21 protein-coding genes are annotated in these 22,911 nt (G+C 67.1%); 13 read left to right on the top strand and 8 right to left on the bottom strand.

What is annotated here, in order from left to right; genetic code table 11:
- Positions 1-104: 104 nt before the first annotated feature.
- The 4 genes from VX037_RS16750 (at position 105) to VX037_RS16735 (ending at position 3,429) form a co-directional block, all read left to right on the top strand.
- Positions 105-1,127 (top strand): D-2-hydroxyacid dehydrogenase, encoded by a 1,023-nt coding sequence (locus VX037_RS16750; RefSeq protein WP_287015729.1) that lies wholly within the window; start codon positions 105-107, stop codon positions 1,125-1,127.
- Between the two features lie 4 nt (positions 1,128-1,131).
- Positions 1,132-2,103: a hypothetical protein gene (locus VX037_RS16745; protein ID WP_328715019.1), complete on the top strand. Its 972-nt coding sequence runs from the start codon at positions 1,132-1,134 to the stop codon at positions 2,101-2,103.
- A gap of 69 nt (positions 2,104-2,172) precedes the next feature.
- Positions 2,173-2,739: an orotate phosphoribosyltransferase gene (gene pyrE, locus VX037_RS16740; RefSeq protein ID WP_235724431.1), complete on the top strand. Its 567-nt coding sequence runs from the start codon at positions 2,173-2,175 to the stop codon at positions 2,737-2,739.
- A 24-nt stretch (positions 2,740-2,763) separates the two neighbouring features.
- Positions 2,764-3,429, top strand: a complete 666-nt coding sequence (locus VX037_RS16735; protein WP_328715018.1) for a TrmH family RNA methyltransferase — start codon at positions 2,764-2,766, stop codon at positions 3,427-3,429.
- 14 nt (positions 3,430-3,443) lie between these two features.
- Here the strand turns inward: VX037_RS16735 and VX037_RS16730 are convergent, their stop codons facing one another.
- Positions 3,444-4,433: an MOSC domain-containing protein gene (locus VX037_RS16730; RefSeq protein ID WP_328715017.1), complete on the bottom strand. Its 990-nt coding sequence runs from the start codon at positions 4,431-4,433 to the stop codon at positions 3,444-3,446.
- A 114-nt stretch (positions 4,434-4,547) separates the two neighbouring features.
- Here VX037_RS16730 and VX037_RS16725 point away from each other — a divergent pair, with 114 nt between their 5' ends.
- On the top strand, positions 4,548-5,696 hold the full coding sequence (locus VX037_RS16725; RefSeq protein WP_328715015.1) for an acid phosphatase: 1,149 nt from the start codon (positions 4,548-4,550) through the stop codon (positions 5,694-5,696).
- Between the two features lie 16 nt (positions 5,697-5,712).
- Here VX037_RS16725 and VX037_RS16720 read toward each other — a convergent pair whose 3' ends face one another.
- Both VX037_RS16720 and VX037_RS16715 read right to left on the bottom strand, forming a co-directional pair.
- Positions 5,713-6,432 carry a VTT domain-containing protein gene (locus tag VX037_RS16720; RefSeq protein WP_328715013.1) on the bottom strand — a complete coding sequence of 240 codons (720 nt, stop codon included), beginning with the start codon at positions 6,430-6,432 and terminating at the stop codon, positions 5,713-5,715.
- A 57-nt stretch (positions 6,433-6,489) separates the two neighbouring features.
- Positions 6,490-7,476 carry a DUF368 domain-containing protein gene (locus tag VX037_RS16715; RefSeq protein ID WP_442903691.1) on the bottom strand — a complete coding sequence of 329 codons (987 nt, stop codon included), beginning with the start codon at positions 7,474-7,476 and terminating at the stop codon, positions 6,490-6,492.
- A 148-nt stretch (positions 7,477-7,624) separates the two neighbouring features.
- On the opposite strand from VX037_RS16715, the gene fbaA reads away from it, so the two are divergent.
- Positions 7,625-8,662, top strand: a complete 1,038-nt coding sequence (gene fbaA, locus VX037_RS16710) for a class II fructose-bisphosphate aldolase (RefSeq protein WP_266063464.1) — start codon at positions 7,625-7,627, stop codon at positions 8,660-8,662.
- A 64-nt stretch (positions 8,663-8,726) separates the two neighbouring features.
- Here fbaA and VX037_RS16705 read toward each other — a convergent pair whose 3' ends face one another.
- Together VX037_RS16705 and VX037_RS16700 are read right to left on the bottom strand one after the other, a co-directional pair.
- Positions 8,727-9,062, bottom strand: a complete 336-nt coding sequence (locus tag VX037_RS16705) for a hypothetical protein (RefSeq protein WP_328715010.1) — start codon at positions 9,060-9,062, stop codon at positions 8,727-8,729.
- The gene (locus tag VX037_RS16700) at positions 9,059-10,906 is read right to left on the bottom strand and encodes an Rv0361 family membrane protein (protein WP_328715008.1); all 1,848 of its coding nucleotides are present in this window, start codon (positions 10,904-10,906) and stop codon (positions 9,059-9,061) included. The genes VX037_RS16705 and VX037_RS16700 overlap by 4 nt, the downstream gene beginning before the upstream one ends.
- A gap of 241 nt (positions 10,907-11,147) precedes the next feature.
- Here VX037_RS16700 and VX037_RS16695 point away from each other — a divergent pair, with 241 nt between their 5' ends.
- The 7 genes from VX037_RS16695 to VX037_RS16665 all read left to right on the top strand — a co-directional run bounded on the left by VX037_RS16695 (position 11,148) and on the right by VX037_RS16665 (position 20,048).
- The gene (locus VX037_RS16695; RefSeq protein ID WP_328715006.1) at positions 11,148-11,585 is read left to right on the top strand and encodes a DUF3151 domain-containing protein; all 438 of its coding nucleotides are present in this window, start codon (positions 11,148-11,150) and stop codon (positions 11,583-11,585) included.
- Between the two features lie 45 nt (positions 11,586-11,630).
- Positions 11,631-12,734, top strand: coding sequence for an FUSC family protein (locus VX037_RS16690; protein ID WP_235724441.1), 1,104 nt, complete (start codon positions 11,631-11,633; stop codon positions 12,732-12,734).
- A 74-nt stretch (positions 12,735-12,808) separates the two neighbouring features.
- Positions 12,809-13,732 carry a cation diffusion facilitator family transporter gene (locus tag VX037_RS16685; protein ID WP_328715005.1) on the top strand — a complete coding sequence of 308 codons (924 nt, stop codon included), beginning with the start codon at positions 12,809-12,811 and terminating at the stop codon, positions 13,730-13,732.
- Between the two features lie 54 nt (positions 13,733-13,786).
- Positions 13,787-14,410, top strand: coding sequence for a pyridoxamine 5'-phosphate oxidase family protein (locus tag VX037_RS16680; RefSeq protein WP_328715004.1), 624 nt, complete (start codon positions 13,787-13,789; stop codon positions 14,408-14,410).
- A gap of 292 nt (positions 14,411-14,702) precedes the next feature.
- Positions 14,703-15,650 (top strand): alpha/beta hydrolase, encoded by a 948-nt coding sequence (locus VX037_RS16675; RefSeq protein WP_328715050.1) that lies wholly within the window; start codon positions 14,703-14,705, stop codon positions 15,648-15,650.
- Positions 15,643-18,177, top strand: coding sequence for an AMP-binding protein (locus tag VX037_RS16670; RefSeq protein ID WP_328715002.1), 2,535 nt, complete (start codon positions 15,643-15,645; stop codon positions 18,175-18,177). The genes VX037_RS16675 and VX037_RS16670 overlap by 8 nt, the downstream gene beginning before the upstream one ends.
- Positions 18,174-20,048 (top strand): glycosyltransferase family 2 protein, encoded by a 1,875-nt coding sequence (locus tag VX037_RS16665; RefSeq protein ID WP_328715000.1) that lies wholly within the window; start codon positions 18,174-18,176, stop codon positions 20,046-20,048. The genes VX037_RS16670 and VX037_RS16665 overlap by 4 nt, the downstream gene beginning before the upstream one ends.
- 4 nt (positions 20,049-20,052) lie before the next feature.
- On the opposite strand, the gene VX037_RS16660 is transcribed toward VX037_RS16665, so the two are convergent.
- Genes VX037_RS16660 through VX037_RS16650 form a run of 3 tightly spaced genes read right to left on the bottom strand, consistent with a single transcriptional unit; the run spans position 20,053 to position 22,654 of the window.
- On the bottom strand, positions 20,053-20,901 hold the full coding sequence (locus VX037_RS16660; RefSeq protein ID WP_287015716.1) for an ABC transporter permease: 849 nt from the start codon (positions 20,899-20,901) through the stop codon (positions 20,053-20,055).
- Complete coding sequence (locus VX037_RS16655) at positions 20,898-21,722, bottom strand: ABC transporter permease (protein WP_328714998.1); 825 nt, start codon at positions 21,720-21,722, stop codon at positions 20,898-20,900. The genes VX037_RS16660 and VX037_RS16655 overlap by 4 nt, the downstream gene beginning before the upstream one ends.
- Complete coding sequence (locus VX037_RS16650) at positions 21,719-22,654, bottom strand: ATP-binding cassette domain-containing protein (RefSeq protein WP_308191710.1); 936 nt, start codon at positions 22,652-22,654, stop codon at positions 21,719-21,721. Before VX037_RS16650 ends, VX037_RS16655 begins: the two co-directional genes overlap by 4 nt.
- Positions 22,655-22,911: the final 257 nt, after the last annotated feature.

The raw sequence follows: 22,911 nt of genomic DNA, 5'->3' as shown, positions 1-22,911 counted from the left end.
AGAGGAGGGTTTCCGGCCGCAGTTTCGGATTCCGGCTTGGCGTCCGAACTGCGGCCAGAACCCATAGGTGCGGCCAGAACCGCGGCGCCTGGTTACGGTGAGGCGTGGCCACACAACGACCGACCATCGCGATCCTCGGGGCCGACGGCGTCCCGGAGCCCGCCAACCTCGATCAGATCTCGGAGCTCGCCACCATCCGACCCTGCACCGCGCAGACCTTGCCCGCGGCGCTGACCGGAGCCGATGTGCTGCTCGTGTGGGACTTCTTTTCCCGTGCGCTGAAGGACAATTGGGGTCCAGCGACCGCCGATCTCCGTTGGGTGCACGTATGCGCCGCCGGCGTGGACTCGCTGCTCTTCGACGACTTGCGCGCCTCGGACATCGTCGTCACGAACGCCGCGGGGGTATTCGACCGCCCGATCGCCGAGTTCGTACTTGCCTCGATCCTCGCGCGTGACAAGCAGTTACACATCTCCAAGCGATTTCAGGAGCAGCGTACCTGGCAGCATCGGGAGACCGCGCGCACCGAGGGCTCCTCGGCGTTGGTGATCGGTACCGGCGGCATCGGTCGCGCCACCGCTCGGCTGTTGAAGGCCGTCGGGATTCGGGTGACCGGAGCGGGACGGACCGCACGGTCCGACGACCCCGACTTCGGCACCGTCGTGCCCACCGATGACCTCGCCGAGCACGTCGGCGGATTCGACACCGTGGTCGCGATCGCCCCGTTGACCCCGCAGACCGAGCGGATGATCAACGCCGCCGTGCTGTCTGCGATGCGGTCGGATGCGCACCTCATCAACGTCGGGCGCGGTCAGCTTGTCGACGAACCGGCCTTGATCGACGCACTGCGGTCCGGCGACATCGGTGCGGCCTCGCTCGACGTGTTCACCGACGAACCGCTCGACCCGTCGAGCCCGCTGTGGGCGATGGAGAACGTCGCCATCTCCCCGCACATGAGCGGTGACGTCGTCGGATGGCGCGACGTACTCGCCGAACAGTTCCTCACGAACCTGCGGCGCTACCTCGATGCGTCCGTACCGCCGGCCGAGGTGCTCGGCAACGTCGTCGACAAGGACCGGGGTTATGTCGCCGGCGCTACACGCACCGGCGGCGATAGTAGGCTGTAGCGCGATGACCATCGTGTATTTCGTGATCGCCGTGTTGGCACTCGCCGGTGCGGTCGCCCTGTTGTGGCTCGACCGGCAGCGTTCGAGTGCTGTGCGGCATCGGCGAGCGGTCTGGGGGGACCAGCACGAGTTCAAATTCCGTGAAACGGACACCAAGCTGCGCAAGGTCTTTCACCGCGCGACGATGAACGTGCCCGACCGTGTGGCAGTGCAGGACGTCGCATACGGGCACTACGCCGGTACCGAGGCGGCGGTGTTCGACCTCGCCGAAACGGCCACCGTGGTCGCGGTACGGCGTTCGACCCCCTCCCCGGTCGTGATCGACCTTCGCCACGAGGACGTCCTGGCGCCGGCCGAAGAAGACGTGGAGCTGCTGGGCGCGATGGGGCCGCGTGTGATGTTCTCCAACAATCTCGACGTGGCGCGTCGTGTCTGCGATCGGCGCATGGTGGCGTTGGCCAACAACGCCCCGCCGTTCATCGAGGTGCTGTGGAACGAGGGCAACTGGGTGCTCGGCTCGATGCCGCTGACCACCGAAGACGCTCAGCTCGACACCGGGCTCGAGGTGGTCCGCAGGTTCGCTGATCTGTTGCGCGTGCTACCCCCACTGGTCGATCCGCAGGATGCCCCGGACCCCCGCGACCCGCACGGCCCCACACGCGCCGAACTGGCCGACGAGAAGACCGAGTCGATGCGCGACAAGCAGCGCCGCGCGCGGATCGAGGCCGACAAACCCGCAGCTGCTGCCGCCCCGCACCAGCCGCCCACCGCGGCGCCCGAGCCGTCGACCGCCGAGGGTGACGAGGTGTCACCCGCGCCGACACGAGCCTGGAGTCAAACTCCGGAATCGGCACCCGGACGGCGCATGCAACCGATGCCTGTGCGTCGGCCGGGACCTGACGGGCGTCGTCCCTACGACATGCCGCCGGGCGCCACCCCTCCCCCCGATCGTCCCAACCGTCACCGCAAAGGCTGATGTCGTCGGCCTCGCGGCGCGCGTCGGCGCACCCGTGACCGTCCAACACTTGCAGAAATGAGCAGCGTCATGTCTTCGTCAGCGTCCGCACCCACCGTCGACGACCGCGCCCGAACCCGCCTGGCCGAACTGGTCACCGACCTGGCCGTCGTGCACGGACGGGTGACGTTGTCGTCGGGCAAACAAGCCGACTACTACGTGGATCTGCGGCGAGCCACGCTGCACCACGAGGCGTCGCGGCTCATCGGGCAGCTGATGCGCGAACTCACCTCCGACTGGTCGTATGACGCGGTCGGTGGCCTCACCTTGGGGGCGGACCCGGTCGCCACGTCGATCATGCACGCCGACGGCCCGGCCATCGACGCCTTCGTGGTGCGCAAGGCCACCAAGACCCACGGCATGCAACGCCGTATCGAAGGTCCCGACATCGCCGGGCGCGCTGTGCTCGTCGTCGAGGACACCTCCACCACCGGTGCCTCGCCGTCCGCTGCGGTCGAGGCCGCGCGGGAGGCCGGCGCCACGGTCATCGGAGTGGCCACCGTGGTGGACCGGGCGACCGGTGCCGACGAGGTGATTTCCGCCCTCGGGGTGCCCTACCGGTCGTTGCTCGGCTTGCCCGATCTCGGCCTCGGCTAGGCCCGAGTGGAGCGACTTACGACCGTGGAGGAAACCGGACCCACCGAGTGGCAACCGCGGTCGACGCCGTCGGTCGGAGTGGGGCCGTGGATCGCCGAACACGACGCCCCGGTCCCCACCGACGCACGCTACGACCCCGAGCTGCTCGCCGACGGCGACACCCGCAACGTGGTCGACGCCTACCGGTACTGGACGCGCGACGCCATCGTCGCCGACATCGACTCCCGGCGTCACCCCTTCCACGTGGCCATCGAGAACTTTGCCCACGATGCCAACATCGGCACCGTGGTACGCACCGCCAACGCCTTCGCGGCGGCGGCGGTGCACATCGTCGGCCGACGGCGGTGGAATCGGCGCGGCGCGATGGTCACCGATCGCTATCAGCATCTGATGCACCATGATTCGGTGGCCGAGCTGATCGACTGGGCGCGAGCCGAGGGACTCGCCGTGGTCGCCGTGGACAACACGCCGGGTGCGGTTCGCCTCGAGGCGGCAGACCTGCCGCGCGACTGTGTGCTGCTGTTCGGGCAGGAAGGCCCCGGAGTCAGCGACGACGCCCAGACCCACGCCGACCTCACCGTCTCGATCGCCCAGTTCGGCTCCACCCGCAGCATCAATGCCGGTGTGGCGGCCGGGATTACGATGCACGCCTGGGTGCGTCAGCATGCCGATCTCGGGACGGCGTGGTAGGCGGCGCCGATGCGTCAGCCGCGACGCAGCAACTCGGCGACCCGGTTGGCGGAGTCGAAGGCCAGCACGCGGCCGCGCCGGGCCAGTCGTCGTGGCGCCGACGGTGGGCTCGGCGGTGTGATCGTCAACGAGTCGCCCACCCGGACCCGGCCCGACCGGACGACGTCGGCATACACGCCGAGGTAGCGGTCGGCGGTCGTGGCGACCGCACGGGTCAGACCGGCCTCCACCGGTAGGCCCACATGTGCCCGGCTGGGCACCACGCAGCGCACCGTCCGCATCACCACGCGCATGCGTGCGTCACCCAGGTCCAGGGTGGCGTCGGGCCACCGGGCCTCCGGGAGGCCGTCGGCGCCGAAGTCGCCGGCGAGTATCAGGTTCGGCCGGAACCGTCGGGGATCGAGGTGCTCGATACCCATCGCGGCGGCGATGGTGGCCACGCTCGTCTCGGTGATGATATGCACCGGACACAGATCGACGAACGTACCCGGCGGGGTGGCGTTGCGGGTCAACGTCGACAGCGCGCGGGCATTCATGTCGGAGACCTTCGGCAGCTTCTCGTCGGACGCGATACCTAGATCGCGGGCGAGCGCCCCCGGGGTCAGCGACGTCATCCGCTCGCGCCACGACAGCCGGTGCGCGCGCGGATCGTCGGGCAGGGGGATCAGGCGGACATCGCGGTCGAGTCGCGCGGACACGGCGGAATGGATCTGCGGGTCGTCGCTGTGATGCTCCGAGCCGTCGGGAGCGGTGAGGATCACCGCCGGTACCCGCCCCGGGCCCGCATCGGGGCCGGGTGGCGCCGCGAACCGCGCGGAGAATCCCAAGACGGCGGGCAGCCGTCGAGCCGAGATGGTGGTGTCGCGTTCGACATCATGCAGGGCCCACAGCCGATCACCATGTACCCCACGGGGTCTCAACTCGAGCGACTCGAGCGACTCGCCACCCATCGACTTCACTGGATGGCGCCACAACTCGGTGATACGACACGGTGTGCTGCTCATCGGTCCCTGCTCTCCGGCGATTGCCCGCAACTGTGCCCGCGGCGGTGGGTCGCGCCCACGGTAACCGATCGTTCACTTGCGCAACCAACGTCCGGGACGGAAGAGTGATCACCCGTGTCGACCTCGCGCCTACGCCCCGCGCTCATCTCCGTACTGACTGCTCTGACCGTCGGTCTCGGTCTCGTCTCCGGGGGAGTCGCCGCGGCCGCGCCCACCCCGGTGGCGGCGCCGGCGGCGTTCACACCCGCCCAGCTCATCAGACCGTACCCGTCGGACTATCCGCCGGGCGGGACGTACGTGCCGGTCCTGGACGGCTTCGATGTTCTGCGTGAACAGCGCCCCGACATCATCGACCAGAATCTGCGCACCGTCATCCGGATCAACAACTCGGCCACCCCGGCCCAGCAGGCCGACGCGATCGCGATCAACTACGACGATCGGCTGACCTCGTTGTCCGAAGCGCTCGGGAAGCGGCTCGGGCCGGTCTTCCGCAAGCTGCTCGCCGACGGCCGGGTGCCGAAGGTCGCCGCGCTCACCGAGGGCTACACGGCACGCGCCATGCTGCCGCTGGGCACCACCCTGATCGAGAAGGAGATCTTCGGCAACCCGCGTCCGTTCGTGGTGGCGCCCGGAAAGATCGAGCGCTACAACCGGCCGGGCGAGGACCTCTACGCCGACCTCGGCGGGAACGGCTCCTATCCGTCCGGACACACCAGCATGGGCTACCTGTTCGGTGGACTGATGGCGTACTGGTTGCCCGAACTCGGCCCGCAGATCATCGCCCGCGCCGGCGAGATCGGGCTGGGCCGCATCGTGCTCGGAGTGCACTACCCGCTCGACGTGATGGGCGGGCGGATCATGGCCACCGATCTCGTCTCGGCTCGATTGTCCGACCCGGGCTTTCGGTCCCTCGTCGAGCAGGCGGGACGTCAGCTTCGAGCCGAACTCGAACGTGCCGTCGGTGGGTCGCTGACGCGTTTCATCGCCGCGGACACCCCGTACATGAGCACGCAGCAGGCGGTGGCCGAGCATCGGCGGATGATGACCTACGGCTTCGCCAAGACGGCGCCGGCTCAGCGCAACCAGATCCCCGCATCGGCGGCGGCGCTGCTCGCGAGCCGATTCCCGGGTCTGACCGACGCGCAGCGTCTCGACATCTTGCAGCGGACCGCGATCGACCCCGGCTATCCGCTCGACAAGTCGGGCAGCGACGGCGGGTGGCTGCGGATCGATCTGGCTGCGGCGTACGCCTACACCCCGTAGCCGCCCGCGCGGAAGCCTATGAGGTCCGCTTCTCCGGCGTCTCCACCTCGAGCGTTTCCTCGACGACCGGCTTGCGAGAACGCAGGAACCGCTTGGCGACCTCCGCGATGATCGGGACCACCGAGACGAACACGATCAGCAGGAAGATGATGTCGATGTTGTCGCGGATGAACGCGATCTGCCCGAGGAAGTATCCGAGCAGGGTGACACCGGCGCCCCACGCGATCGCGCCGACCACGTTGTAGGTGAGGAACACCGGGTAACGCATTTTGGCAGCTCCCGCGACCAGCGGGGCATAGGTGCGCACGATCGGTACGAAACGTGCCAGGAAGATCGTGATGGGCCCATGCTTTTCGAAGAACTCGTGGGCCTCGAAGATATAGCGCTCTTTGAGCACTTTCGCGTTCGGTCGGAACAGCGAGTATCCGACGCGGTTGCCGATGAGGTAGCCGACCTGGTCGCCCATGAATGCCGCGATCGGGATCGTCACAAGCAGCACCCACAGGGGTGCGAACGGTTCGATGTCGGTGGATTTCGCGGCGACGATCAGCCCCGCGGTGAACAGCAATGAATCGCCGGGCAACAGCGGGAACAGCAGCCCCGACTCGATGAACACGACCAGCAGCAGGCCGGCGAGGATCCAGGTGCCAAACGAGTTCAGCAGGTTCACCGGGTCCAGAAACCCCGGCATCAAGGCGAGGTTGGTCGTGGTGGTGGCAAGGGCGGTGTCGATCACGACGAACCAATGTACTCGCGCAACCGGAGCGGAAGGTACTTCTGCGCTGGGAGTCGGCTAAGGGGTGGCTGTGACCGAAGCCTCGGCGTCGGTGGAGTAGACCTTGTGCTGGACGAGTGCCACCAATCCCACCACGACTGCACCGAGGACGAACAACCCGAGCGCACCGGGCCAGTCGCCACCGACGCCCATCAGGCCTCCCTCGTCGGTCTGCCACGGCCACAGCGCCCGTAGCGAACCCAGCAGAAGGCCGGCGGCCGCGATCATGGCGGTGGTGTGATGGTGTTCGAGCAGCCATTCGAGCACGCGCACGAAGGTCACGATGCCCAGTAGTGCGCCTAGGGCGAAAACCGACAGATACTGCAGGTCGCGGTCGTCGACAGCGGCCATGGTGGGTGCGTAGATGCCGACCACCAGCAAGAAGAACGAACCCGACACACCGGGCAAAACGAGCGCACACACGGCCACCGCCGCGGCGCAGAACACCAGGACCAGCGGCGGATCGGCGATCTCGCTGCGCGGTAGCGAGGTGAGCACGAACACGGCGACAGCCATCATGGCGAACACTGCCGCGGCGCGGCCCTTGGCGCCACCACCGTCGAGGTCGCCGGGCCGGACCTCGAGGAACGGGATCGCGACCGAGGCGGCGATCATGCCCATGAACAGTGCCTTGGAGTAAACGGGCTGCTCTGTGACGAACGTCTCCATCACCCCGGCGATGGAGAAGACGGCGATGAGCATGCCAATCGCGACCGGGATGAGCAACCACCAGTCGACCTGGCGGATCTGGGCCCGCCAGTCCGAGCGCAGGACCACCGCCCGCGGGACGTCGGTGAGGTGTTTGGCCGATGCGATCAGCCGGCTGTAGATGCCGGTGACCAGTGCGACCGTTCCGCCGGAGACACCGGGCACGGTCTCGGCCAGTCCCATCAGACCGCCGCGCACCACGTTGGCGACGGTGACACCGGCCGACGGACGGTGATTGTTGGGAGATGGACGATCCTGCGGTACCCGTTTCTCCTTTGACGACGACACGGTTGCCATCGTAACGGTCAAACCGGGCGGGCCGAGCGTCGGCGGAACCGGGCCCGCGGGTCCACCTGCAGCCGCAACAGCGCGCCGCGCACCTGCCATACTGAGACGCGATGGCAGCTCGCGCCTGCGAGAACCCTACGTTCGAAGGATTTCGTCGATGCCCATTGCAACTCCAGAGCAGTACGCAGAGATGTTCGACAAGGCCAAGAAGGGGGGCTACGCGTTCCCCGCGATCAACTGCACGTCGTCGTCGACGATCAACGCAGCCATCAAGGGTTTCGCCGATGCCGGCAGTGACGGCATCATCCAGTTCTCCACCGGTGGTGCGGAATTCGGTTCCGGCCTCGGTGTGAAGGATATGGTCACCGGCGCGGTGGCGCTCGCCGAGTTCGCCCATGTGGTGGCCGCCAAGTACGACGTCACCATCGGTTTGCACACCGACCACTGCCCCAAGGACAAGCTCGACACCTACGTGCGTCCGCTGCTCGCGATCTCGCAGGAGCGCGTCGACGCCGGGAAGAACCCGCTGTTCCAGTCACACATGTGGGATGGCAGCGCCGTGCCGCTCGACGAGAACCTGGAGATCGCGAAAGATCTGCTCGCGAAGGCGGGCGCCGCCAACATCATCCTGGAGATCGAGATCGGCGTCGTCGGCGGTGAAGAAGACGGTGTGGAGAACGAGATCAACGACAAGCTGTTCACCACCCCCGAGGACTTCGAGAAGACCCTCGACGCGCTGGGCGCGAGCGACACCGGTAACCGGTACCTGCTCGCCGCGACCTTCGGGAACGTGCACGGCGTCTACAAGCCGGGCAACGTGAAACTGCGTCCCGACGTGCTGAACACCGGCCAGGAGGTCGGGGTCAAGAAGCTCGGTCTGGCCGAGGGCGCGAAGCCGTTCGACTTCGTCTTCCACGGCGGATCGGGCTCGCTGAAGAGCGAGATCGAGGAGGCCCTCAGCTACGGCGTCGTGAAGATGAACGTCGACACCGACACCCAGTACGCCTACACCCGTCCGGTCGCCGGGCACATGTTCGAGAACTATGACGGCGTGCTCAAGGTCGACGGTGACGTGGGCAACAAGAAGACCTACGATCCGCGCGGCTGGTCGAAGAAGGCCGAGACCTCGATGTCGGAGCGTGTGGTGGAGGCCTGCACCGACCTCAAGTCGGTGGGTAAGTCCATCAGCGCCTGAACGACCCGCGTAACCACTCGACAGCGCCCGGTTCGCCGGGCGCTGTCGGCCGTTCAGGAGATGGTCAGAGGGTCGCGATTCCCACCACGACGCCCACCGCGAGCGCCGCCATGACCAGCGCCGCCATCACGACCGGCGGATCGAGGCGCTGCCGGCGGGCCGGTCGGGCGGTCGGAAGCGGCCGGGCTGCCTGGCGCTCGATCCGCAACGGCCGGGTCTGGGGTTCGAAGACCGGGGACTCTGGCAGCGGCGGGACCGCCGACAGCGGCAGACCGGCCAGCGGCGCATCGGATCGACGGTAGGCCGTACCGTGCGGAGCGGAATGCGGTGCGGGACCGTTCGGGTGATGTACCCACCTCGACTGGTGTCGGAGGGGTTCCGTAGGACCGGTGCTGGTCACTGCGGCGTGCACACCTTCCACTCCTCGCCGGATTTCTGCAGGTTGATGGTCACGGTCTGCGGCTGGTCGGGGTTGGCGCTCTGCACCGCGGACACCTCGACCACCGCCTGATCGCCCTCGCCGGTCAGCTTGACCGCCTTGATCTCGTCGATGCGGACCAGTTCGTCACGGGACTTCTGACCGTCGTAGATCTTCTGGAAGTCCGCGTCGCTGATCGAGGCGTAGAACTGATGCCGCTCGCCGCAGGTGACGGATCGCAGCGTGGCCAGATCGCCCTCGTAGAGAGCGGTCGAGAACTCCTCGGCGGCGTCGGCGGCCTCGTCGGCCGGGGCCGGGGGACGCAGGTTCAGATATCCGAAGACCGCACCGGCAGCTGCGAGTACGACGACCACGGCCGCCGCGACAATCCACCATCGGCGGCCTCCGCCGGACTTCTCGCCCCCGGACTTCTCGGCTGCGGACTTCCCGGCCCCGGACTTTCCGCTCCCAGACGTGCCGGACCCGGACGTCGTGGCCCGCTCCGCATCGCTTCTGGACGGGATGACCTCCGGCTTGTGGGCGGCGGTCGACCAGCCCTCGGCTGCGGACGTCTTGGTGGTTGCCGCCCCGGCCGCCCCGGCGGCAGCAGTCCCGGTCGCGGTGGCCGCGGCCGGGAACGCTTTCGTCGTACCCGACTTCTCGTCATCGTCCTGACTGTCGGAGTCGGAGTCGCTCGCGGTGGCGGCAGCGTCGTCGACGTCGACCCACTCGTCGGTCGGGTCGTCGGCGTCGGTGTTGTGGTCGTCGGTCCCGCCGGCGTCGGCCTCGGCGCCGGTGGCGTCGGCATCGGATGCACCGTCATCGGGTGTATCGCCATCAGCGGGAGCTTCATCGGATTCGCCGTCGGCTGCGGGGGACGGCGCGGCGACCGTCTCGATCGACTCGAGGTCCTCGAGTTCGTCATCGTCGGGTAGGTCATCTCGTCGGATGACGGTGGTCGCCGAATCCGTGGGCCCGATCCCACCGCCGGGCTTCGCGCGCTCGGTCGGAGCCTCCGGCTCGGTGTCAACGTCGGCCGCGGTGGTGTCCGCGTCGTCCACGGCGCTGATGCTGTCGAGGTCTTCGAGCTCGGAGATCTCGGGCAGGTCCTCGCGTCGGATGACCGCGGTCGCGGAGTCGATGCCCCGGCCACCCTTCGGCTTCGGCCGGGTGGGCTCGGTCTTCACCGGCTCGGCGTCGGTCGTCTCGGCTGGGTCGGACGCGTCGTTGTCGGGCTGTTCGGTGTCGGCAGGTTCAGACCGGTCCTCCGCGGCGTCTCCGGCCTCGTCGCCGTTTCCGGCTGCCTCGTCGAGCGCTGTCGCGTCGTCCTCGGGGGCCGCGGGCTCGGCCTCGGCATCATCGGCCGATTCGGCGTCCGACTCAGCCTCGGTCTGCTGCTCGGGGGTGTCCTCGTCTTCGTCGGCGGTCCCGTCGGAGGCCTCCGGCGCTGCCTCGTCTGTCGACGAGTCATCAGAGGGGTGGGCGTCGGCGTCGGGCTCAGCATCGGAACCGTCGTCGGTCGTGTCGCCGGCCGTGACCTCGTCCTCTGCGGATTCCGCGGCGGTGTCGCGTTCGGGCTGGTCGTCGACCGCAGCGGTCGGGTCGGTTGACTCGTTCGCGTTCGTCGACGCGTCATCCGAGGAGGATTCGTTCAGGCCGTCGTTGTTCGTCTCGTCTGTCACCGCTGCGTCGTCGCCCTTCGTACTGTCGACCCAGGAATCGTCCGGACCACGACGGCCGGGTCGGGCCGCCTGGTCGTTACCGCGATTACGCCACGCCTGCAGGGCGCGGCCGATCAACGATCCGTCGTCGCGTGCTGAAGGCATCGTCGTCTACACCCCGCTTCCCCGGATGGAATCTGATCGGCGTCGGTGAGTGTGCGACGTTCCCCGCCGAAGGGGATACGTCGTGGCCGATCGCGCCACTCACCCTAGCGAATGGCCCCCCGATTCAGCACTCGGTGGGCGGTTCACACTGCTGACGGCATTGCCTGGCCCGCCCAACAGTCGGGTCGAGTGGACCGGCCGGCTCTCCGCCCGCGCCGAGGCGAGGTGCTTGAATGGTGTGGTGACTTCTTTCGGAGATCTCCTGGGCCCGCAGCCGGTGCTGCTCACCGGCGACGACGAGGCGGAATCGGACCTGCTCAACGGCACCGCACCCGCACAGGTCGCCGCCGCACACCCGACGGCATCCATCGCCTGGGCGTACCTGGCGGATGCGGCGCTCGAGGCGTCTGCGGACGGCTCGGACATCGGCAAGGTCATCGAGGCCTACGCGTACGCGCGCACCGGGTATCACCGCGGACTCGATCAGCTGCGTCGACACGGCTGGAAGGGATTCGGTCCGGTGCCGTGGAGCCATGAGCCGAACCAGGGTTTCCTGCGGTGCGTCGGTGCGCTCGCCCGTGCGGCCAACGCGGTCGGTGAGCAGGACGAGTACCTGCGGTGCCTGGACCTGCTCAACGACAGTGATCCAAACGCTGTGACGCACCTCGGACTGGCGTGATCGACAGCCGGCGCGACCACTGATCGCAGAGATCGACCAACCGCCGTGACCGAATGGCTGCGCGCCCGCCTCAACGCGTTGCCTACTCCGCTGCATCGACGCGTCCGCCGACTGTGGCTGTCGATCGTCCCGATCATCCAGTGTTCGCTGGCAGCCGGGGTCGCGTGGTGGGTGGCTGTGGTGGTGTTCGGCCATCCGCAGCCCTTTTTCGCGCCCATCGCCGCCGTCATCTCGCTCGGACTGTCGCTGGGCAAACGATGGCGTCGCTCGGCAGAACTGGTCAGCGGTGTCGTCATCGGGATCTTGGTCGGGGACCTGCTGATCTCGGTGATCGGCTCGGGTACGTGGCAGATCATCGTGGTGGTCGCACTCGCGATGACCATCGCGGTGTTCATCGACGACGGCCCACTGATCCCCATGCAGGCCGCGTCGTCGGCGGTGTTGGTGGCCACGTTGCTGCCGCCGGGTGGCGTGGGCGGCTTCCACCGCGCGATCGACGCGCTGATCGGTGGTCTCATCGGCATCCTCATCGGGGCGCTGGTTCCGGTGAATCCGGCCCATCGGGCCCGCCGCGATGCCGCCGGCCTGCTTGCCACGATGCGGGATGCGTCGAGACGCCTCGCGAGCGGTCTGCGCGAGATGGACGAGGCCGAGGTCTTCGCCGCGCTGGCGTCCGCGCGGGGCACTCAGGAGGCCATCAACACGATGCGGTCCGACATGCGCGGCGGCAAAGAGGTCAGCGCCATCTCTCCGCTGTACTGGACGTCGCGCGAGCGGCTTCAGCGCATCTCGGCAACCGCCGACCCCATCGACAACGCGGTGCGCAACTTCCGCATCATCGCGCGGCGCGCGTTGGGCATGACGCAGCGCGGGGAGGCGCTCGACCCGGCCATCATCGACATCCTCGACGACATCGGCGAGGCCTTCGAGGTCCTGCGGGCGATGATGATCGCCAAGCCGGGGGAGGAACCCGACCAGGCAGATGCCGCGCGAGTGCTGCGCAGCGTCGCGCGCAAGGCCAAACCCGAGCTCGTCGCACATAGTTCGCTGTCGGAGACGGCGGTGATGGCCGAGCTCCGTTCATTGCTGATCGACATGTTGATGATCAGCGGCCTGCGGCGGTCGTCGGCTGCGGCCACCCTGCGCTGACACCACGCCACGCCTCATGGTGGGGAGCGCCACTCTTGTCATATATGCGAAAATCTGCATATATTGGCGGCGAGATGGGACATTCACATTCGCATTCGCACGGGCCGACGGCGACCACCGCGACGTCGGCGGGCCATCGCCGGATCTGGCCGATGGCGCTGGCCGCCGGAATCATCGCCGCGTACTTCGTCGTCGAACTCGTGACCGGCCTGCTGGTCGACTCGCTGGCATTGATCGCCGACGCCGGCCACATGCTCACCGACGTGGTGGCCCTGCTCATGGGTCTCGTCGCATTGCTCCTGGCCAGACACGGCTCGGCCACCGACGACCGCAGCTTCGGCTGGCATCGGGCCGAGGTGTTCACCGCCGTCGCCAACGCGGTCCTGCTCATCGGTGTCGCGGCCTTCGTGCTCTACGAGGCGATCCGCCGCATCGGCACCGACCCCGAGGTTCCCGGCTTGACGCTCATCGTGGTCGCGCTCATCGGGCTCGCCGTCAACGTCGCGATGATGATGCTGCTGCGCGCCGACTCCCGGCAATCGATCGCCGTACGCGGCGCCTACCTGGAGGTCCTCGCCGATGCGGTGGGCAGTGTGGGGGTGTTGGTCGCCGGTGTCGTCGCACTGACCACGGGGTGGGGGTACGCCGATGTCGTGGTGGCGGTGCTGATCGCCCTGTGGGTGGTACCGCGGGCGGTGCGACTGGCGCTCGATGCGATGCGCATCCTCAACCAACAGGCTCCGGCACATGTCGACGTGGAGGCTCTCCGGCGCGAGTTGGCCGCCATCCCGTCGGTCGACGACGTCCACGATCTGCACGTGTGGACGTTGACCACGGGGATGGATGTGGCGACGGTGCACCTCGACAGCGATTGTTCGAACACCGATGTGCTGGCCGCCGCGCAGGTGGTCATGGCCCGCCACGGACTCGAACACGCAACCATCCAGGTGGATCCGGCCGCGGTGCAACGTCGCTGCCGCGACGAACTCACGTGGTGACTGCAATCGATATTCGGTGGCGTGTACCGGTGTCGGCTGGGCATCCTGACACCCATGACGACCGACGAACTCGCAACTCTCACACGTAAGCCCGACCGCGCCGGTGATCGCAGACTGCTTGACGAGGTCCTCGACGAAGCGCGAGTGGGAGTGCTGTCCACGGTCACCGACGATCGCCTCCCGTGGTCGGTACCGATGCTCGCCGCCCGTGACGGTGATCGGTTGTTGATCCACGGGTCGTCGGGGGCCGGTGCGTTGCGGCACGTCGCCGCCGGTGCGCCGGTGACGTTCACGGCGTTTCTTCTCGACGGACTGGTGGTTGCGGAGACGTTGTTCGATCATTCGGTGAACTATCGGTCAGCGGTCGTGCGCGGGCGGCTGCAGCCGGTCGACGCTGACGACGCTTCCCGGGCACTCGACATCTTCTCCGATGCGATCCTGCCGGGCCGCAGTGCGGAGGTGCGTGCGCACACGCGGAGAGAACTGTCGGCGACGGCGATCCTCGCGTTGCCGATCATGGACGGGTGCTGGCTGGCGAAGGCGCGCGCCGGCGGACCCGGAGACGACGGGGCCATCGGGTGGACCGGACACGTACCGATGAAGACCGTCTACGGCGATCCGGTGACCGCGACGCCGGGTGCGGTGCCGGCGTCGGTGCGGGGTCTGCTGGAGCGGTGATTCTTGGTCTCCGGAGGGTCGGTTCTCCGATATCGCTTGCGGCTCAACGGACGTTGCACTTTTCGGGTGATTGTGCCGGTCACAGGCCCGCCGGTTTCGCGGCCCCGGCCGGGCAATGTGTGTAAGGTAGGCTAAGCTAACTTGCATGTGTAGGGGTGTTTCCGGTTTGAATCGACTGATGACATCCTCGGCGCCGTTTTCAGGGGCGCGTTGTGAAGCTCAGCGAACCTCGCCACGACGCCCACGGTGGTTCGGGCGCACGGTGATAGCGGCGATTCTGCTCACCGTGGTGATGTCACAGTTCGGGCCCGGACGGGCCGACGCGCGCGACCCCGACCAGCGCACCACGCTCACCGGGCTGACTCAGGTCGACGGGACCCTCTGGCAGATGATCGTGCGATCGCCGGCGATGGGGATCGACATTCCGTTTCAGGTGATCCGTCCGGCCGGTGCCCCGATGGGCGCCCCCACCCTATATCTGCTCAACGGCGCCGGCGGGGGAGAGGACGGGGCCAACTGGCTCGCGCAAACCGACGCCCAGCAGTTCTTCGCCGGCAAGTTCGTCAATGTGGTGATTCCCGCACGTGGTCTCGGTAGCTACTACACCGACTGGATCGCCGCCGATCCGCAGGTGGGGCAACCGATGTGGGCCACCTTCCTGACCGATGAGCTGCCCGACGTCGTCGATGACGCATTGGGCACGAACGGTCGCAATGCCATCGCCGGACTGTCGATGTCGGCGACGTCGGTACTCGACCTGGCGACCATCGCGCCGAGCCTGTACCGGTCGGTGGCCTCCTACAGTGGCTGCGCCCGCACCAGTACCCCGGAGGGCGAGGCCGCAGTCCGGGGCATCGTCTACACCGCTGCCGGTGGCAATGCCGACAACATGTGGGGTCCGACGGGATCGCGGCAGTGGCGCGCACACGACCCGTATGTCAACGCTGAGAAGCTTCGCGGAACCCACCTCTACCTGTCCAGCGGCAGTGGTGCACCGGGACGGTACGACACGCCGAGCGCGCAGGCGCCGGGTGCCCCGCCGATCGCCAACCAGATCCTGGTCGGCGGCGCGTTGGAGGCGGCCACCCGCGCGTGTACCGAGGCGATGGCGAACAGGTTGCGGCAGTTGTCCATTCCGGCGCAGGTACACCTCCCATCCACCGGCACCCACTCCTGGGGGTACTGGCAGGACGAGTTGCACCGGTCCTGGCCGACATTGGCGGCAGGCCTCGATGGCTGAGCCGGCCACCACGGTCGCACGGTGGCGCGCGGTGGCCGGCCGTTACGCGGATGCGATCGCGGTGCGCAGCCCGGATGGTTCGCTCACCTATGGTGCGGCCCGTGATCGCGCCGACGAACGCGGCCGCGCGCTGGCCGCCGCCGTCGACGAACCCGGCCGGCCGATCGCCGTCGACGTCGAGTCCGATGTCGACTCTGTCCTTGCCGTGCTGTCGGTGCTCTGCTCCGGCCATCCGGTGATCCTGCTGGACCCGCTGTTGCCCGCGGAGCGGCGCGAACACATCCTCGCATTGTCGGGGGCCCGACGGTTCGATCCCGCGTCAATGGCAGCGTTGCCCCCGTCCGATGCTCCGGTGCCCGAGCCCGACCCGCTCGATCCGTCGATCCTCGTCTTCACCTCCGGCTCCACCGGAAAGCCCAAGGGGCTCATCCACTCCCAACGAGGCTGGGTCAACCAGGCCACCGACGGTCGCGAGTTCCTCGGTCTCGGGCCGGGTGATCGGATGGCCGTGCTGTTGCCGATCAGCTTCGGTGCCGGCGTCGACTGCCTGGTGATGGGTTTGCTAAACGGGGCCACCCTCCTGCTGTGGGATGTGCGCCGGCGCACCACTACCGGCCTGCGTGACTGGCTGTGTGCCGAGGCCGCGACGACCGCGCACTGCACGCCGTCGCTGCTGCGGTCGTGGCTCGGTGACCTCGACACCGACGCCGCACTCCCTGAACTGCGCCTGCTGTCGACCTGTGGTGAACCCGTCCGCGGTGCCGATGTGACCCGGGTGCGGCGCACCGTGATGCCGTCCGGCACGTTCTGCAGCTGGTCGGGTTCCTCGGAGATCGGCAATCTCGCCTTCAACCTCTTCGGGCCGGACCGCGCAGTGCCCGATGGGGCCGTGGCCGTGGGCATTCCGGCCGGTGACAAGCATGTGCGGATAGTCGACGACAACGGCGACGATGTGGACGCCGGCGACGTCGGGGAGATCGTGGTGGAGTCGGGTCACCTGGCGTCGGGTTACCACAACGACCCCGAGCTCACGGCGCAGCGGTTCGAACCGATCGGAGATGGTCGGTCGCGCTTGCGCACCGGAGATCTGGGCCGTTTCGATGACAGTGGGATGCTGCATCTGCTGGGTCGGCGTGATGATGCGATCAAGGTTCGGGGCTACCTGGTGGAGCCCGCCGAGGTGGAGACCGCGCTGCGCGCGATGCCGTGGACCGTCGACGTCGTGGTGTCGGCGAATACCGAACGTACCCAACTCATCGCCCACGTCGCCGTTGATCCGTCGAAGTGGACTCCGTCGCCCGCTGAAGTTCGGACAGCGCTCGCCACGACGCTGGCGCCCTGGATGATTCCCCGTGACGTCGTCATCATGACCGACCTTCCGCGAAATGAACGCGGGAAGGTGGACCGAGCGGCCCTCCCGGCTCCCTTGCCCCGACCGACACCGAAGCCTCCTCGTGGACCGACGGAATCGACGCTGTCCGTGCTGTGGCGCGACGTTCTCGGCCTCGAGCAGGTCGGTCGCGACGAAGATTTCGTTGAGCTGGGTGGTGATTCGTTGGCCGCGGCCACCATGTTCGCGGATCTGGAGCATCGTTTCGGGGTCCGGCTGAACACCGCGATGCTCGCGACGGCGCCGACGATCGCCGACTTTGCCCCGATACTCGACGCCGCCAATGCGGAGCGCTCGGCAGCCGCGAGTGGCGAGACGCTTGTCCGCCTTCGGGAGGGCGTCTCAGAACCACTGTTCCTGGTCGCCGGTGCCGGAAGCCTCGCCACGAGTCTCACCGCGCTGGCGCGAGAACTCGATTCGGATGGGGCGATCTATGCAATCCAGGCACACGGCATCGAAGGCAGGGGGCGAGCGGATAGATCGATTCGTTCTGCAGCCCGCCGAGTGATTGCGGACATTCGCTCAGTCCAAGCCCACGGGCCCTACCGGATTGGGGGATATTCGCTGGGTGGTTTCGTAGCGATCGAAGCAGCAGCCCAGATGGCGCAACAGGGCGAGCCCGGTGGTCCGGTCGTGGTGCTGGATGCGCTCATCGACCCTGTGCTCGCCCGACGGCTGCAGGGGCGGAGATTTGGTCTGCCGAGGCGACGGAAGAGCGATACTCCCTTTCCTGCAAGGGGTATGGATGCGTTGCCCGATCGTGCCGGCACCTCACAACCCGTGGACGATAGGCCTCGGTGGCAGCGCGCCTGGAACGTGATTGCGATGAACGGGCTGATGCTGACGGCCGGAGTGGTCCGCCTGCCCACGACATTGCAGTGGGCCGTCTTCTTCGATCTGGGAACCCGGATGATTCGCCGCCACCGTCCGAGTCCGTTTGCGGGTCCCATCACAATGATCCGGGCACGCACCAATACCGACGACATGTCGCTCTGGTCGCATTTCACCACCGGCGCGGTGACGGTTGTCGATGTCGGTGGGGACCATCACTCGATGGTGCGGGTGCCCTATGTCGCCGAGACGGCCCGAGTCGTCGACGAGGTTCTGCAGGACCCGGCAAGGCAGGCGGCGCAGTGAAGGAGTGGCCATCGGTGGTGGCGGTCGTTAGTGCATTCGAGCCGGATGAGAGTCTCGTCGATACCGTAGAATCAGTTCTCGGACAAGTTATTCGGGTAATCATCGTGGATGACGGTTCACCCTCCCTGGCTGTGGATCCGGACGGTTCGGTTCGCGACGTGCTCGACAGCTGCGCACAGATGGGTGCGACTGTCATCGAACTACCCGCCAACAGTGGCATCGCTGCTGCGCTCAACCGGGGAATCGAAGCTGCACTGGCCGACGGTGCTGATGCCGTGCTGACACTGGATCAGGACACCCGGATCGGGCCTGACTACGTTCGCCGTATGATCGACCATCTCGATCTTGCAGCTTCGCTTGGGATGTCCACAGTGATGTTGTCGCCCAGCGAGATCAACGGGGACGTCGCGCCGTTCTGGTTTGCCCACCGGGGCCTGACGCTCGCGTTCGAGCCGTTGCAGTCGGGGATGCTGTTCCCGCGTGGTCTGTTCGCCGCTGTCGGACTGTTCGACGAGAGTTTGTTCATCGACTGCGTCGAGACCGAGTTCTACCTGCGGGCAAGGGCACACGGCGCCCATGCTCTGGTGGTTCCGGGCGCTGCGATCGACCACAGTCTGGGGCGGACCGCGGTCTGGCGGCCGCCGCAACCGCTACGGGGGTTGATGCGTGGCCGCGGGGCGGGGATCGAGTTCTCCGAGGACGCCCCGTTCCGGCACTACTACATCGCACGGAATCGGTTGACCCTCTATCGTCGTTACTGGCGCTCTGAGCCGCTGTGGACGATGGTTTCACTGGTCAAGGACTCCGCGATCCGAGGTCGGGCGATGATGATCGGGTCGCGCCGAATGTCACGCATCTACCTCACTGCCAGCGGCTTCCGTGCCTCCTGGCGCGGTGAGACGGGCCGGATTCCGGCGCGAACCCTACGTCGGAGCCGAGGTCGGCGCGCAGCGGAAGCCCCGCGCGAACGGATTACCCGGCAGCGGCCGCGGACTCCGTCCTCGGTCTCCGTAGTCATCCCGGTCCGCAACGCCATGGATTCGATCGACGGTCAGCTTGCGGCGCTGGCGGAACAGACATACCCGGGCTGGTTCGAGGTGCTGCTTTGCGACAACGGCTCGGACGATGGCCTTCGGCAGCACATTCAGCAGCATCGGTTGCGTGTCGACGTGAACATGAGAGTGGTGGACGCGTCGGCACGTGTGGGCGCATCATATGCCCGCAATGTCGGGATCTCGGAGTCCGAAGGCGATCTCATCGCCTTCTGCGACGCAGACGACATGGTGCATCCGCAGTGGTTGGAGCGGCTCGTCGCCTGCGCCGCCCACCACGACGTGGTCAGCGGAGGTATTGAGACCACGACCCTGAACGATCCCGAGGTCATAGCCTGGCGCCCCATGCCGCCGTCGGCAGTTCCTTTCGAGTTGCCTGGATTCCTACGCGTCGTCACTGGGGCGAACATGGCTGCGTGGTCGGATGTGCTGGCCGCCGCTGGCGGTTTCGACGAGGCGTACACGCGGGGCTACGAGGACGCCGACCTCGCGCTCCGAGTGCAGCTGCAGGGCGGCACGGTGGGACACGCTGCCGATGCTCTCGTCGCTTACCGCCTCCGTGACAGCCTGCGTGGACTCTGGTCGCAGTCGGTGACCTACGGCCAAGGTCTTGTCCAGTTGTTCTCGGACTACCGTGGCTATGGGATGCGTGGCAGGCCGCTGTACTACCTACTCGACCTGTTGGCTTTCTTGATCCTGCGGAACCCGCTTCTGCCCCAACGGTTGACGCGGGTTTCAGGGGGCCATTGGCTGTTTCACGCCGGAAACCTCGTCGGTCGGATCCGGGGTAGCATCCGGCATCGCCGATACTTCGTGTGAGCCGTCAGCCGCGCATCGATGCGCGGCGGTAGCCCACCATCGCCGGACCGGTGAACGCAACGAGTAGCGCGGCGGACCAGCCGAATGTGAGGAGCAAGGGACCGAGCAACGCAGAGTCGGTGGCGATCGCTTTGATGGCCTCGACCCCGCAGCTGAGCGGTTGATACTGAACGATTGGCCGGAGCCAGGCCGGGTAGGCGTCGGCGGGGACGAATCCGGTGTTGAAGAACATCGCCAGATTGGTTCCGATAGCGACCCATTCGACGATGTGTGAGTCGCGGCTGAGCAGCGCCAACGCGGTCACCATCATCGAGAACGAGAGGCCGAAAGCGAGCGACACGCCGATGATGCCCGCGAAACCGGCCGGGCCGGAATCGACGTGAAATCCGATCAGGGTGCCGACCATCAGCACGAATACGACGGTGATGACGATGCGAACCGCCTCGGCAGCGAGCCGGCCCGTCATCGGGGCGGCTCGATGGATCGGCAAGGCGCTCATCCGGGTCAGCAGCCCCGATGTCCGTTCCCGGCGCAATCCGAGTCCGCTGATCGAGGCGCCCGACATGGCGCCGATCAGCGCGACCATCGGCACCATGCCGAATGAGTATGGCGTGCCCGCGTGATCACTGACAGAACGGTCGAGCACCAGCCAGAACAGCATCACCATCAGAGCCGGGAACAGCAGGGACTGCAACAGGGTGACGGGATCCTTGGACCACTTGACAAGGATGCGGTGCGCCTGCAGTCCACTTCCGCGAACCAGCGCGCGCAGGCTGGGTTCGGAGGCGCGGCGCTCGCACCTCGGGAAGGGGAGGCGATGCGCCGTGTTGGAATCGCGGATCTCGATCGTCATGGGTACAACCGCCGATGGGTCTGCGTGTGGAATGCGGCCAAGAGGACGACCACCGCGAGCGCCGCCAACCAGATCAGTGCCGGCAGTGCGGTGTTCATCGTCAGTTCACCCGCAGCGAGGTCGCGCATCGTCGCGGCGAAGTGGGAAATCGGCTGGTTGCGTGCGAATGGCTGGGCCCAGCCGGGGAAGCTGTCCTCCGGTACGAATCCGGTCGACAGCAGACCGAGTACGAGCTGCGGCAACACCAGCAGTTGCGACGTGGCCTCGGCGTTGCGTGCTATCAGCCCCAGCGAGTCGGCGCCGATGGCGAGCACGAGGCCGACGGCGAGTGCGAATGCGATGAAACCGATCGTGTCGAGTGTGCTGCCATCGAAGGAGAACCCGAGCAGTGCTCCGAAGACGAGGGCCGCGATCACCGAGATCACCGATCTGATCATCGAGGTGCTCATCCGGGCGAACAGCGGAACGAGGGGGCGAACGGGCATCGACGCCATCCGGCGACTCATCCCGCGCAGCTTCTCCAGCGTCGCCCGTTGCGCTGCGGCGACCGCGGTGAATGCTATCGCCTGCAGCACGATGATCGGCATGAGGAACTGCGCGTAGTCGATACCCCGGTTGGCCATGATCAGCCGTAGCGGTAGATAGAAACCGAGCGCGAACACCATCGGCATCACCACTGCGATGACGAATTCGCCCTCGGAGTGGGCCGAGCGAACGGCACGTCCGGTTGCCGCGACCCACTGCCGCCAGAACACCGGACCGCGGACGAATACGGCCGGGTCGGATCGGTCCGGCCACACTACCGGGAGGTGCGCCGTCATCCGCCGACGCCCACGTGGTCACCGGGCGGGCCGGTGAGGGTCAGGAAGACGTCGTCGAGGGTCGGCTTGCGCAGACCCACATCGAGCAGCCGTACACCGGCGGTGCGCGCGAGCGCGATCACCTGCTCCATGGTCGCCACGCCGTCGGGTGCGGTGAGAGTGACCGCACCATTCGCCGAGACCGAAGGCCGATGTGCCGCACCGAGTTCACCGGCGATGGCCGCAACGAGCGTTGCACTCTGGGTGGGATCATCGAGGATCGCCTCGCAGTAGGTGCCGCCGACCTGCTGCTTGAGTGAGTCGGCACTTCCCTCGGCGACCACACGTCCGCGGTCCATCACGATGATGTTGTCGCTGAGCAGATCGGCCTCCTCCAGGTACTGCGTGGTGAGCAGGGTGGTGATGCCATCGGCGCGTAGCGTCTCCACCAGTGACCACACTGCCTGCCTGCTGCGGGGGTCGAGGCCCGTCGTCGGTTCGTCGAGAAACACCACCGATGGCCGGGTGACGAGGCCGCACGCGATGTCGAGGCGTCGGCGCATGCCGCCGGAGTAGGCGTACACGGGCCGCTTGGCGGCATCGGTCAAACCGAATCGTTCCAGGAGGTAGTCGGCACGTTCGCGGGCGGCGCTTCGCCGCAGACCCAGCATGCGGGCGAAGAAGACGAGATTGTCGCGGCCGCCGAGGGTTTCGTCGAGCGCCGCGTACTGTCCGGTCATCGAGATGGCGTTGCGGACGCCGGCCGGATCATCGATCAGATCATGTCCACACACCTGCGCAGACCCGGAATCGGGCTGGATCAATGTGCACAGCACGTCCACCAGGGTGGTCTTCCCGGCCCCGTTGGGCCCCAGGATGCCCAGTACCCCGCCGCGCGGCACATCGAAGGACACACCGTTGAGGGCATGGACCGATTCGAACGACTTGTGCATGTCGCGAACCTTGACGGCCAGATCTACAACTTGCGTTGAGGCTTTGTCGCCCTTGGGATTACGAGGACGGACGTCCATGGCTTTCCTACCCATCCTGCTACTCTCGACAGTGCCTCTTTCAGTGGTCAACGTAGCAAGGTTCATAGGGGCCATGAACCTCACGCTCGTTGACAGCGGGCAGACCGACACAATTGGTTAGGCTAACCTTTTTTTGGTAGGTTACCCTAACCAAATGTCATTGCGGTCTGCGTGCCACC

This window comes from Gordonia sp. Z-3 (assembly GCF_036233855.1).
Taxonomy (GTDB): Bacteria; Actinomycetota; Actinomycetes; order Mycobacteriales; family Mycobacteriaceae; genus Gordonia; species Gordonia tangerina.
The sequence above is the reverse complement of the archived record's forward strand: the minus strand, read 5'-3'. Positions and strand labels throughout refer to the sequence as shown.

Excerpts from the sequence above, each read along its gene's own strand:
- VX037_RS16745 (WP_328715019.1), top strand. The coding sequence starts at position 1,132 with ATGACCATCGTGTATTTCGTGATCGCCGTGTTGGCACTCGCCGGTGCG.
- pyrE (WP_235724431.1), top strand. The coding sequence starts at position 2,173 with ATGTCTTCGTCAGCGTCCGCACCCACCGTCGACGACCGCGCCCGAACC.
- VX037_RS16730 (WP_328715017.1), bottom strand. The coding sequence starts at position 4,433 with ATGAGCAGCACACCGTGTCGTATCACCGAGTTGTGGCGCCATCCAGTG.
- VX037_RS16715 (WP_442903691.1), bottom strand. The coding sequence starts at position 7,476 with ATGGCAACCGTGTCGTCGTCAAAGGAGAAACGGGTACCGCAGGATCGT.
- fbaA (WP_266063464.1), top strand. The coding sequence starts at position 7,625 with ATGCCCATTGCAACTCCAGAGCAGTACGCAGAGATGTTCGACAAGGCC.
- VX037_RS16700 (WP_328715008.1), bottom strand. The coding sequence starts at position 10,906 with ATGCCTTCAGCACGCGACGACGGATCGTTGATCGGCCGCGCCCTGCAG.
- VX037_RS16685 (WP_328715005.1), top strand. The coding sequence starts at position 12,809 with ATGGGACATTCACATTCGCATTCGCACGGGCCGACGGCGACCACCGCG.
- VX037_RS16680 (WP_328715004.1), top strand. The coding sequence starts at position 13,787 with ATGACGACCGACGAACTCGCAACTCTCACACGTAAGCCCGACCGCGCC.
- VX037_RS16675 (WP_328715050.1), top strand. The coding sequence starts at position 14,703 with ATGTCACAGTTCGGGCCCGGACGGGCCGACGCGCGCGACCCCGACCAG.
- VX037_RS16670 (WP_328715002.1), top strand. The coding sequence starts at position 15,643 with ATGGCTGAGCCGGCCACCACGGTCGCACGGTGGCGCGCGGTGGCCGGC.
- VX037_RS16660 (WP_287015716.1), bottom strand. The coding sequence starts at position 20,901 with ATGACGATCGAGATCCGCGATTCCAACACGGCGCATCGCCTCCCCTTC.
- VX037_RS16655 (WP_328714998.1), bottom strand. The coding sequence starts at position 21,722 with ATGACGGCGCACCTCCCGGTAGTGTGGCCGGACCGATCCGACCCGGCC.
- VX037_RS16650 (WP_308191710.1), bottom strand. The coding sequence starts at position 22,654 with ATGCACAAGTCGTTCGAATCGGTCCATGCCCTCAACGGTGTGTCCTTC.